The following is a 13,077-nucleotide window of genomic DNA, read 5'->3' on the forward strand; positions in this document are numbered from 1 at the left end:
GGCAACACCAACGTCCCGCCGCCCGACGGGAACACCAACGTGCCCCCGCCCGACGGCAACACCAACGTGCCGCCACCCGGTGGCGGTGACGGCCTCGGCGGCGGTGATCCGGCCAACGGTGGTGCGGGCGGTCTCGGCGGTGGTGATGGCCTCGGTGGCCCCGGTGGTGGCGATCTCGCCAACGGTGGTGCCGGTGGCCTCGGTGGTGGTGATGGCCTCGACGGTCCCGGAGGTGGCGACCCGGCCAACGGCGGCATCGGCGGCCTCGGCACCGGTGATGGCCTCGGTGGCTTCGGCGGCGGTGACCTCGCCAACGGTGGTGCCGGTGGCCTCGGCGGTGGCGACGGTCTCGGCGGCGACTCCGGTCTGGGAACCGGCGACAGCGGCGCGAACGGCGGTGCGGCCCCGCCGATGGTCGGTCCCGGCGGGCTCGGCCTGGCCGGTGGCGCCGGCGGCGGTGCGGGCAACAAGCCCGGCACCAACCCCAACGGCGACCCGGCGAACGGCGGCGCGGGCGGTTTCGGCGACTTCGGTCAGAACGACCCCGCCAACGGTGGCGCCGGTGGCCTCGGCGACGGAACCCAGCAGCCCGGCTTGGTCGACAGCGGCCTGACCGAGACCTCCTTCAACCCGGCCAACGGCGGTGCCGGCGGGTTCGGCGACATCCCCGGTCAGCAGGACCAGGACCGGCCCGGCGGCATGGCCGGTGTTCCCCTGGACTCCAACGGCAATCCGATCCCGGGCGCCGGCGAAGGCATCGGTGACCTGGCCAACGGCGGTGCCGGTGGTTTCGGTGACACGGGTCTGCCTGGTGGTGCGGATTCCGGTTTGGGTGGGGGTCAGGGCTTGGGTGATCCGGCCAATGGTGGTGCTGGTGGTTTCGGTACCGGTGCCAACGATGGTGCTGGTGCGGGTCTGGGTGATCTCGCCAACGGTGGTGCCGGTGGCTTTGGTGACATGGGTCTGCCTGGTGGTGCGGATTCCGGTTTGGGTGGGGGTCAGGGCTTGGGTGATCCGGCCAATGGTGGTGCTGGTGGTTTCGGTACCGGTGCCAACGATGGTGCCGGTGGTTTCGGTGACACGGGTTCGCCTGGTGGCGCCGATTCCGGTCTCGGAGCGGGCCAAGGACAGGGCGACCCGGCCAACGGTGGTGCCGGTGGTTTCGGTGATCTGCCTGGTGGCGCTGATGGTGGCTTGGGCGCGGGGCCGGGCTTGGGCGATCCGGCCAACGGTGGTGCCGGAGGATTCGGCGATCTGCCCGGCGGCCAGGGCGGTTTCGATCCCGGAGGCCTCGGGTCCGACGCCGGCACCGGCCTGGGCGACCCCGCCAACGGCGGCTTGGGCGGTTTCGACCCCAGCGGCCTCGGGTCCGGCGCGGGCGCGGGCCTCGGCGACGTCGCCAACGGCGGAGCCGGTGGATTCGGCGACGGCGCAGGCGGTCTCGGCTCCGGCGGCTTCGACGGCGTGTCCGACCCGGCCGAGGGCTACGGCTTCGACAGCGTCTCCGACGGCTTCGGCTCGCCGGACGGTTCGGCCGACGGTCTCGGCGGCTCGGGCAGCGGTTCCGAGCAGCAGCGCGGCGGAGCAGGTGGCGGCACGACCGGCTTCGGCATGGGGTCCGGTGCGGGCTCCGGCCTCGGCGGATCGCAGTCCTCGGCGCTGCCGCCGGGCATGAGCCAGCTCAACGGCCCCTCCACCCAGCAGGGAATGGGCGGAATGCCGTTCATGCCGCCGATGATGGGCGGAATGGGCGGCCAGCAGGGCGACAAGAACGAACGCGAACGGCAGACCTGGCTGTCCGAGGACGAAGACGTCTGGGGCACCAACGCCGACGCGGGCATGGGCGTCATCGGGCTGCCCGACGAAGCGGACTTCGACGTCGACGAGCAGGTCGCCGCGGGGCCCGTCCGTCCGCCGCGCCAGCCGCAGACGCAGCCCACGCCCGCGGAGCAGGAGCAGACGGCCCAGGCGACGACGTCCGGGCAGGGCTGAGAAACGAGTGGAGAAGCGGACTTGCTCAGCGGTGGGTGAGTCCCAGACCTGAATCGGCGGCTGCGGCCGCGTTCTGAGAACTCTTCGTCAGGCAGGTACCGGGAAGGAGGGAGTGACCAGCGATGTCATCTCCCCTGTTCAACCAGATGGAAAACGCGCTGGCCGACCTCCGGGAGCAGCAGGAGCGCATCCGCGAGGCGCAGGAGCGGGCCGAGAAGGAGACCACGACGGTCTCCAGCAAGGACCGCTCGATATCCGCGACGGTGGACCACCGGCAACGGCTCACCGGCCTGAAGTTCTCCGGTACCCGCTACCGGACGATGGCGCCCGCCGAACTGGCCAACAAGATCGTCGAGCTGGTTCGGCAGGCCCAGGACGAGGCGAGCCAGAAGTCCATCGCCACCTACAGCGCGATGGCACCCGCGGGTTTCGGTTCGGCGCTGACCGAGATGGTCAACGGCGAGTTCGACCTGGACAAGATGTTCGACGAGGCGGTGCGCGAGGCCGACGGCATGTCCGACGCCGCCGACGAGGGGGAGGGGGCCGATCGTGGCAAGTGAGGACAGCGACCTCGTCGCAGCGGACATCGAGGCGCTCAAGAAGGGCGGCGTCGACCTGACCCGCATCGCCGAGACCGCGAACTCCATCTACGCCGACCTCGCCCACGACTGCAACGCCTTCGCCATCGAGGGTGACGACGACATCGCCAAGACCCTGCGGACGAAGTACGAGCCCGGTGAGAAGGACGGGCTGGAATTCCTCCGCATGCTCGGCATCACCATCGGCACCGACGGCGAGAAGGTCGTCGACGTCGGCAAGACCTTCGACGACATGAACGAGACCGCGAACAGCGAGGTGAGCCAGGGCGGCAGGAAGGCGTGAGCGCACGCTCAGCGTGATCGACGAGTCACGCCGAGCTCGATCGCGCACGAACGAGGGCGTGGGGGCTGACTATGGCGATCATGGTTCCGGAAGAGGTCGGAAACCTCTTCATGGTCTTGACCGGTGAGAAGTGGCCGCAGATCAATGAAGATCAACTTCGGAAGCTGTCGGATTCGTGGCGCAACACCTCCGCACGGCTGCGAAGCGAACTCACGCCAGAACTCGCCCAGGCCATCAAGCTCATCCGCTCGGAGTTCTACGGCAAGGCGGCGATGCGCTTCGCCGACCGCATGGCGCCGTACGTCGAGAGCAACGGCTACATCGAGACCGCGGCCACCGGTTACGAGCAGATCGCCGGATTCCTCAAGCAGCTCTCGGTGCAGACCGAGTACGTCAAGCTCGTCAGCCTGCTGTCGCTGATCGAGCTGCTCGCCGAGATCGCCTGGGCCATCGCGATGGCCGGCCCCACCTTCGGCGCCAGCATGGCCTGGCTCGCCGGCCGCTACGCCATCGTCCGCTTCCTGCTGAAGAACATCTGGGGCCGGCTGCTGATGCGCGTCATCCAGGCGCAGGTCTTCGGCATCGCCTTCCAGGTCGCCATCGACGCCGCCGCCCAGGGCATCCAGATGGCCAAGGGCACCCGCGACGACTGGGACGAGGACTCCACCAAGCAGGCCGCGGCCGTCGGTGCCCTCGGCGGAGCGCTGGCCCTGCCCTTCGCCGCGCTCGGCGGCGCGATGGGCAACATGCTGGCCAAGGGCCTGGTCAAGGGCGTCGGCGACCAGATCGACAACGACATCCTCAAGGCTGCTGCGGAGGCCGCTGCCAAGAACTTCGCCGACGACTTCCCGAAGGCGCCGTCGCTGGCCAAGTTCGCCACCCAGGTCTCCGACCACATGAACACCCACATCGCCCGCGACCTCGGTGCCGCCACGCCCGGCAACTACGCGGGCATGAGCCTGAAGGGGATGTGGGCCGAGAAGTTCGGTCGCGGCCTGGCCGACGCGGTCGAGGAGGGCCTGCACGAGTTCTTCACCGAGGGCCTCTACAGCGCGATGACGGGCAAGGGCTTCCAGGCCAACCCGTACTCGTTCACCGCGGGCATGTCCGCCGGTCTCTCGGAGAACCTGGGCAGCGTCATCGGCGCCGGCATCTACGGCAACCTCACCCCGGGCAGCGGCGAGAACCCGTTCCTCGCCGCGCAGCGGGAGGGCGACGGCTCGAACTCCGACACCTCGCCGCTGCTGGGCGGCGACGGTGACCTGGACACCTCCGACATCGACAGCGACGCCCAGAGCATCTCCTCCGACGGCGGCGTCGCTGCCGGTGGGTCCGATGGCTCCCAGGGCCAGGGGAACCAGGGCGGGGGCGGCCGCGGGCCGGACGGCGCTGGCACGAACCCGTCGTCGCTCGGGCAGTCCCAGACGCAGGTCCCGGGCCAGTCGGACGGCCAGGGCGCCCAGTCCGGTCCGGGACCGAACGGCCAGTCGATCACCGAGTCGCAGACGCAGGTCCCGTCGCAGCCGGGGTCGGACACCAGCGGTGCGCCGGAGTCGGCGGAGACCGTCAGCGTCGGCGCCGGTGGCACCGACGGTTCGCTCGGGAGCTCGTCTCCGTCGAACTCCAGCCCGGAGATCTCGCCGTCGAGCTCCTCGAACGCCGAGAGCTCGACCGGCCTCCCGACGTCGAGCTCGTCGTCCGACGCGGACATTTCGCCCGGGCTCCCACCTGCCGGTCAGCAGTCGAACACCGATGGCAGCAGCTTTCCGTCGTCTACATCGGAATCCGCAGCCCCCGGTCAGGGTGATGCGCAGAGCACGTCCGGTCCGGTCGACGACGGGAACTCCACGCCTGCCGCGCAGGTCGGTGGTTCCCACGGCGCTCAGACACCGGTGAACTCCGGTGCCCAGCAGTCCGGCCAGACCAACCCGGACGCGTCCACGCCCGACCCCGCCGCGCAGGGCGCCGAATCGACCTCGCAGCCGAGCTCGTCGGGCGCCAACCCGGCCCAACCCGCTCCGCAGAGCAACGCGCCGCAGCAGAGCGGTTCGGACCCGGCGGCTCCGCAGCAGTCCACGGCGGACTCCGACTCCACCGCGATCACCACACCGGAGAGCGCTCGGCAGGAAGTCGCGCAGAACGACACCGCGACGCAGACGACGACACCGGTCGGCACCGGCGCGGACTCCACCGCGCAGGTCGACCAGACCGGCCAGATCGGGCCGAACTCGACGCAGTCGCAGACCGACCTGGTTCAGCCCCAGGTGAGCGAGACCGGGCTGCAGGAGCAGTCCGGCGACAGCACTGCCTCGACCACGCCCGAGAGCTCGACCCACTCGCAGACCCAGACCGACGGTCGAACGCAGCCGGACGGTCAGACTCAGCCGAACACCCAGGTCCAGGACGCGAACGGCCAGGTTCAGCGGAACGAGCAGACCGGCAGCGGTGCCGTCAGCGGCCAGCAGCCCGTCGGCGGGTTGTCCGGCACGGGCCAGACCGGGCAGACGCAGACACCGACGAGCACCGCGACGAACTCGACCACTCCGACGAGTTCGACGCCGTCGCAGGGCCAGTCGCAGTCGGGCTCGAACCCGTCGATCACGCGCGGTGGCACGACCGGCACCGGTCAGGGCAGCACCTCGGTCACCGACGTGGCCGCCACCTCGCAGACCGCGGTGCCGGAGATCCCCGGTTCGCCCGCCACCGAGTCCTCCGATGCCGCGGTCACCGTCGACTCCAGCGGCAACGTGGTCGAGACCTCGCAGACCCAGGACACGGTGGAGAACCAGGACTCCGCGCAGAACCAGGAGACCTCCCAGACCCAGGAGACGGCGCAGAACCAGGAGACGTCGGAGAGCACTGCGAACGACCAGCAGTCCCAGAGCCAGGACACCGGTCAGGATCAGCAGTCCACTCAGGACCAGAGCACGCCTCAGGACGCGACCAACGACCAGAGCACGAACAACGACCAGAGCACGGCGCAGCAGGACCAGAGCCAGCAGGGCACCGACACGACCGCGAACGACGACCTCTTCGCGGCGTTGGACCAGGACCCGCAGCTGGACCTGTCGCTGACCGACCCGTCGCAGGTCACCCCGGCACCGGTGCTGCCGGAGACGGCGCGCGCCGCGGACTCCTTCGCCGCCGACATGACCGCGCACGTCGACGAGACGCCGCGTCCCCCGGAGCTCACCCGCGACGGCGTCATCTCCAACAACTCCCGGCTGCTGCCCAGCGACGGCGTGTGGTCCCCGAACCAGAACGCGCCGCTGGCGGCCAACGTCGCCGCCAAGATCGACGTCGCCCCACCGGTGCGGGCCGGGTTGCAGCAGCAGCTCCAGCAGCTGGTGGACACCCGCGGCGAGCTCGGCCTGCTGCAGGTCCTCTCCAGCGGACGCAGCTTCCAGGTGCCCACCCGCGACGGCGTGCAGAGCCTGTTCGTGCGGATGGACCCCGACACCGTCGCTCCGGTCGCCGCCACCGACACCGCCGTGCACAACACCCCGTCGCAGAGCAGCAAGCACGAAGGCGCCAGCCGATCCATCACCAGCCACGGGGTTTCCCGCAAGCTGCGGCAGAACGCGGTCGTCGGCTGGGTGGACTCGGCGATCGAGGTGGCGGCGACCTCGCTGAACCTGCGCGTGATGCCGTTCCTCGGCTGGGGCGAGAGCCGCAGCAACACCGTCTCGGACAAGACCGGCAACACCAGGGAACGCACCGCGAAGCTCGGCGGCCACCACAAGGCCTTCGACGTGAACTTCCAGGTCCAGTGGGAGTCCGACGGCAACCGCGGCAGCTCCCGGTTCGACCCCACGGTCCGCTTGGCCTACCCGGAGACGGTCCTCGAGAAGCCCCGGCCGGCACCCGCTCCCGCCGACACGAACCCGACGACCACCGTTCCCGCCGTGCCGGGCACCCAGAACGACCAGCAGAACCAGAACGGCACCGCCCAGAACACCCCGGCTCCGCGCGCACCCGTGCCGGTGCCCGCCGACCTCCAGCAGCTGATCGCCAACCTCGACAGCTACGCGGGCGTCGGCGAGCTCCACCGCAACGTCATGTCCACGCTGCCGGACTGGGTGCGCCAGGACCCCACTCTCCACGACGGCGTGGCCACCAAGGTCGACACCGCGCAGTTCGTGGAGGAGACCTCCGAGGGCCTGGTCAACGGCATCGACATCAGCCAGCGCACCACCTACCCCAAGTGGCTGCGGATGCCGGGCAAGAACTGGTCGAAGCACCCCGAGGTCAAGGTGAAGGTCGAACCGCAGGTGCGCGGTTTCGAGAAGATCGGCGACCCGCAGCCGATCCGCACCGGCGAGATCCTCCGCAACACCAAGGACACCAGCGTCTCCAACGGCATCGGGTCGCGCGCCGTCGGCGGCATCCGCCTCCGGGGCCTGTTCACCTCGGGCGAGGCGAAGATCGACGGGCACGGCAGCCCGCTGCAGATCGGCCCCATCGGCGTCCTCTCGCTGACCTCCAACCGCAAGGAGTCCCAGACAGGCCGGGAAGCGGGCACCAACAAGGACAAGTCGCTGGAGAGCGACGGTGCCCAGCGCTACCGGATCGATCTGTCGCTGGCCGCGGAGATCACCTCGCGGCCGGGAGGCAAGGCCGAGTCCGACCCGGTCCAGGTGCAGCCCACCGAAGGCGCCACCTACGTGTGGGTGCGCAACGAGGACGTGCCCGAGTTCGAGCGGTTGCTCAACGACGCCCTCAACCCGGACGGCACGACCCCCGCCGCGCAGCCGACCACCACGCCCGAGCAGAGCGAACGCATTCGCACCGTCATCGACGGCGAGGGCATGTTCAAGAACGTGGTCCGGGTGGGCGGAACCGGTCAGCTGCGCGACGAGGCCCGCCAGCACATCCAGCAGCAGCTCACCTCGCGCGGCGTGGACACCAGCACGGTCGACTGGAACCAGGTCAACCGCGACCTGAGCAGCTTCGGCCCCTACAAGGTGATGACCAAGTTCGACGACCTCACCGGCGACGGCAAGCCGGTGACGGTCGACGTCACGGCCGGCGGGCGGAAGTTCCACTTCGAGCTCACCGCCGACCTCGGCGAGGTGACGGGGCGGCGCACGCTCGACAACGACGTCAGGTTCAGCGCGACGCGCAAGCACGGCAGCGGATGGAAGACCGGGTTCAAGACCAGCTTCGGCGTCGGCGCGCTGCTGGCGGGCATGGTCCGCACCACGATCCGGCCCTCCGGGTACGGCTCCAACAGCTACGTCGGCGGCATCGCGGGACTCGGCGGCAGCTGGGGCCGCGGCAAGTCCAGCGGCCACGGCGACAGCCTCGAATCCGAGCAGCGCATCAAGTACGAGGGCAAGGCCGACCGGGTCACCCGCGACGTCACCTGGAAGCTCGAAGCCACCGACACCTCCGCGCGAAACCCGTTCAGCCGCAAGACTCCACCCACCACGACGGAGGTCCCGGGGCACGCGGACTACCGGGTGGCCAGCTTCATGCTCGACGCCGACGCGGGCTGGCACCCGGGCGACCCCGCGCCCGCCGCCACGCGCGACCTCAACGACGGCAACCGCGTCGACATGAACAACACCGCCGTGGTCTCGGTGGTCGATCTCTACGGCAAGGCCAACGACGCGTTCCACGAGATGCAGCGCGACGCCGTCCGCAGCGCCAAGGAAGGCAAGTTCGAGCGGTTCCGCCGCTGGATCGCGCACACCGGCAGCACCGACCCCAAGCACAGCAACCCGAAGCATCTCGTCGACGTCGACCCGCAGTGGTGGCAGACCCGGCTCGCGGGCATGTTCCACGCGCCGCAGGTGCGCGACGGCGGTGCGCACGGCGGCGTGCTCTTCGACCGCATGCAGCGCGGCGCGTTCGAGATGCGGGTGCACAACGAGCGGCCGCTCGGCCCGGTGCCCGGCAACTCGACGTGGGAGACCACCAACAAGACGAGCGTGTCGATCTCCCACGGCACCAGCAGCGGCACCGAGGGCGAGATCGGGCTCAACTTCTGGGGCGCCATGGCCGACGCCGGCGCGGGCGCGTCCATGTCGACCGGTCGTGGGACCGATGATTCGCTGGGCGGCTCCACCAAGTCCGCCTCGCAGGTGAAGACGCCGATGCAGCTCTACACCGGCGACCTGGTGCTCTCGGTGCGCGCCGACGCCTGGCAGCAGCTGTTCGGGCAGCCGAACCACCGCTGGGACGCGATCAGCCCCTACCCGACCGGGGCGCAGAGCGACCACGTCGAGATCGTCGTTCCCGACGGCCTGCTCTACGTCAAGCCGCAGAACCCGGTGACCACGCACCCGGACGGTCGGCTCACCGAGGACCTGCCGCTGCTGCGCGACCTCGGCAAGGGACTGGACCGCTCCGTCGTCGTCTCCGGGTTCAGCCGGGACACCCCGGACCCGGCGAACCCGACCCGGACCGATCAGACGCACACCGATCAGGCCGACCAGACCCAGGACGGCCAGACCCAGTCCGACCAGTCGCAGGCCGATCAGACGCAGCAGCCGGGGACCCAGGACCGCTTGTCGGACGACGCGATCCGCGCGCTCTGGCACGCCGCGCCCGAGCTGTTCCCCGGCTGGACACCGGATTCCGGCCGTCCGGCACCGCTCTTCGACGCCACCAACGCGCTGCGCGCGCTCGACAACCCCGCCGACGTCCGCGAGATGCTCAACGGCGGCTGGCAGCGCACCATGTTCCGCTCCCGGTGGTTCGGCTCGGACTACTACACGTTCACCGCGACCGCCGAGCAGCAGCCGGGCGCGGAGATCATCGACCGCGGCGACGTGGCGACGGGCGGCTACGCCGAAACCCAAGGCGTGCGCGGGCAGGGGCAGGACTCATCGCGCGACGTGGCCACCTCGGTGTCGCTGACCGCCTGGCCCATCGTCCCGACGACCGCCGACGGCGGAGCGATGGCGCCCATGCCGGTGGTGGGCTTGTCGAACCAGAGCGGCACGGAGCAGGCCAACGAGATCGACACGTTCCGCCAGGACCGCTCGGACACCGACGACCACGTCGGCGTTCGGGCACCCGTGAAGGTCAACTTCACGGTGCACAGGTTCCGCGTCCCGCCGCTGCTGCTGTCGACCTTCACCGAAGGCTCGGTCGGGTCCAGCGCCTACCGCCACCCCGAACTGCGCGAGGTGACGCTGCCCCCGCAGGTGTCCGAGACCCGGGGCAAGGTCGACCTGAGCCTGCCGGAGTTCCTGCTCGACCAGCCCACCGACCACACGACCGCCTCGACCGGCCGCGACATCACCGACGCCGCCAAGCAGACCCCGTCCTTCCAGCTGGCCAAGGGCACCAGGGATCCGCAGCTCACCGAGCACGTGGTGGACGCCATCGTCGACGCCCGCGGGCACAAGGACCTGGTGAACCGCTGGTTCGGCGCAGGAACGCCGAACCGGGGCAAGATCGACACGCTGTTCTCGCCGGACATGATCGTGCCGAACATCGGCAACGACCGGCGGCTGCTCAGCGACGACGGCTACACGACCTCGTTCAAGGTGCACGACCGGTTCCTCTCGGTGGACTACGAGGTGCAGGTCAAGCCCCGGCTGACCGATCCGCAGTTCATGCACTCCTGGACCGAGGCGCAGCACGAGGAGAAGCACGGCCAGGAGACCGGGCAGTCCTCCAGCGACTCCAACACCCGCAGCGCTGACGCCGGCATGGGCGTGATGGCCATCCACGGCACCAACTGGAGCAACGCCGAGAACTCCGCCTCGCGGGGCGTCGCGGGTTCCGAGACGGCGGCCGCCGCGCTGGAGGAGAGCCACACCTCCCGCACCCGCCAGCAGGACTGGCGCCGCTACACCGCGATCCCGCACTACGACGTGGTGATCCGCTCCAAGCCGCACTTCGCGCCCTCCTGGTCCGAGCACCGGATGGAGGGCACCAACGGGTTCACCGGAACGCCGGTGGAGTTCGACGTCCGCGAAGGCGAGCACACCCCGTTCGACAACCCGAGGAACGCCCCCGCGACGACCGGAACCGCACCGGCACCCACCGCGCAGGACGTGGCCGTGCCGGGGAGCAGCCGGACCCCCGAGCAGGCGCAGCAGGAGATCCTCACCCTCGAAGACCAGATCGCCGAGCTGACCTCGCAGTACGACCGGGTGACCAACCGGATCAACCAGCTCGCCGACGCCGCGCAGGCCATGGTCGAACCGCACCTCGACGGCGGACCGCGTCCCGACCCGCGCCAGGTCGAGATCATCCACCGCGCGGCCCTCGAGGTCACCGAACCGGACGTGCAGCGACTCGACCAGCTCGGCAGGCAGATCGCCGAGAACGAGTTCGAGCTCCAGGACCTGCGGCGCGAGACCTCCGACATCGCCCCCGGAGTCCCGCCGAACACCGCTCAGGACAACGGGATCCGCCCGGACGAGAGCAGGACCGACACCGATGGCCGGCGCTTCGACCGGTCCGGCAACCTGATCGAACGAGGCCAGGACGGGCAGTGGCGCAAGCAGAAGTTCTTCGCGCTGCCCTGGCTGGACGACAACACGATGGTGCTGGGCGTCCGGCCCGAGACCAACCCCTACACCGGCCAGCCCAACCACATGGGCGGATTCCCGACAGCCCCGGGCGGCAACGTCCAGCAGCACCACGGCACCGGCGGGGACCTCGTCGGCGGCGCGCTGTCGAACCAGATCGCCCAGGACCTGCGCGGCACCTACCAGCTCACCGACCACGACGGCGTCGCGCACTCCAACCCCGGCAGCGGGACGGCGAAGGCCGACGCGCACTACGTCCCGGCGAACCTCGAACGCACCGGAACCGCGCAGTCCACGACCAACACCCAGGAGACCGGGCGCAGCGTCGAGATCGACGTCCGCGACCTCGGTGTGACGAAGCAGAGCACCGGCCGCGAGATCCTCGCCGCGGTGGCCTACGCCTCCGGCATCGAGGACTTCGGGTCGCAGCGCGCCGCGGAGTTCTTCGCCGACCCCTCCAGCGCCCAGATCGCCGAGTCCATCCGCGACCGGCTCCCGGCCGCGGCCCCGCAGCCCGCACCGGTCCAGCAACCGGTGGCCGACCAACCCGCCGACGTCGACGAGCCGTTGCCGCGATTCGAGGTGGAGGCTGAGCGGTGGAAGCCGCTGGACAACGCCTTCGTGGTGGACGGCAACGGCGACCGCAGGACGATCCAGCGCGGTCCGGCGAGCGGCATCCGGCAGGAGGTCCGCTACAGCCTCACCCCCGAGCCGGGTCGCTGGAACCTGGAGACGAAGCTGCACCTGCGTCCGGCTGAGGGCGTGAGCCCGGCGGATCTGGCGGCGGTGCGCGCCAACACCGCCGCGGGCATCGAGCAGCTGGTCAACCAGCAGGCTCACCTGCTGCCCGGCCCGGACGTCGAGGCCCACGCCAACGTGGTGTTCGTCGACGACCCGGCCGACGCGGACGCCGTCATCGACGTGGTCCCGGGTCGTCCGGATGATGTGAAGAACCCGATGGATCAGCATCGGTGGGCGGCGGGTGCGAGTCCGTCGGAGTTCACGCACGAGGTGATGCACTTCTTCGGTGTTCGGGACGCGTATCCGCATCCGCGTCAGTTGCTGAACACCTCGGACAGCCCGGTGCCGGGCGACCTGATGGACACCCGGCAGGAGGGTGTCGACTACCGGGTCCTGGATCGGCACATGCAGCAGATCATGGACGTGGCTTCGCCACACCTGCCCGGGTCCTTGGTGACCGATGGTGTGGTCCCGTCCTCGTCGGGCACGACGACGTCGTCCCAGCGCGAGACGAACCCGGCCGACGTCTCACCGGCGGTCCCGCCGAGCGACCGGCCCCGCAGGCATCACGGCAGCCACCACGACCCGTACGCGGGCTCGTCGCGGCCCTCCCGGTCCGCGCACGCGCCGCGTTCGCACGACCCGTCCTACGCGACCACCTCGTCGTCCGCGTACCCGACCTACACCACGGCCTCGTCATACCCGACGACCTCGTCCCCGACCGGGCCCGTCACCCTCGACAACCCGCAGCTGCGGGCGAACCCGCCGCGCCCGCGCTGGATGTACCGGGGTGATACGCGTCCGCCGGAGGAGGTCTTCCGGGATGGGATGACCTCGTGGGGCCGGGATTACAACCTGGTTTCGCACGTGCACGGTGGTGATGCCGCGCGCAACTCCGGCTACGTGTCGGTGACGCCGAGCGCGACCGCCGCGCACCAGTTCGTCGTGCCCGACGGTGGCGAACCGATCC

General features: G+C 70.4%; 3 protein-coding genes and 1 pseudogene. All 4 read left to right on the forward strand.

Annotation, left to right across the window (positions count from 1 at the left end):
• Nucleotides 1-1,992 (forward strand): annotated as a pseudogene (locus E1181_RS32670) (hypothetical protein); the annotation flags it as partial.
• Nucleotides 1,993-2,114: 122 nt separating this feature from the next.
• Entirely contained in the window at nucleotides 2,115-2,552 is a 438-nt protein-coding gene (locus E1181_RS29765; protein ID WP_132679740.1) for a YbaB/EbfC family nucleoid-associated protein, read from the forward strand.
• Complete coding sequence (locus tag E1181_RS29770; RefSeq protein WP_132679741.1) at nucleotides 2,542-2,874, forward strand: hypothetical protein; 333 nt, start codon at nucleotides 2,542-2,544, stop codon at nucleotides 2,872-2,874. The genes E1181_RS29765 and E1181_RS29770 overlap by 11 nt, the downstream gene beginning before the upstream one ends.
• An 80-nt stretch (nucleotides 2,875-2,954) precedes the next feature.
• Nucleotides 2,955-13,077 (forward strand): WXG100-like domain-containing protein (locus tag E1181_RS29775; protein ID WP_268952517.1); only part of this gene is annotated, 10,123 nt, incomplete at its 3' end.

The sequence above is a fragment of the Saccharopolyspora terrae genome (assembly GCF_004348435.1).
Classification (GTDB): Bacteria; Actinomycetota; Actinomycetes; order Mycobacteriales; family Pseudonocardiaceae; genus Saccharopolyspora; species Saccharopolyspora endophytica.

Coding starts and splice junctions, on each gene's coding strand:
- E1181_RS29765 (WP_132679740.1), top strand. CDS start 2,115: ATGTCATCTCCCCTGTTCAACCAGATGGAAAACGCGCTGGCCGACCTC.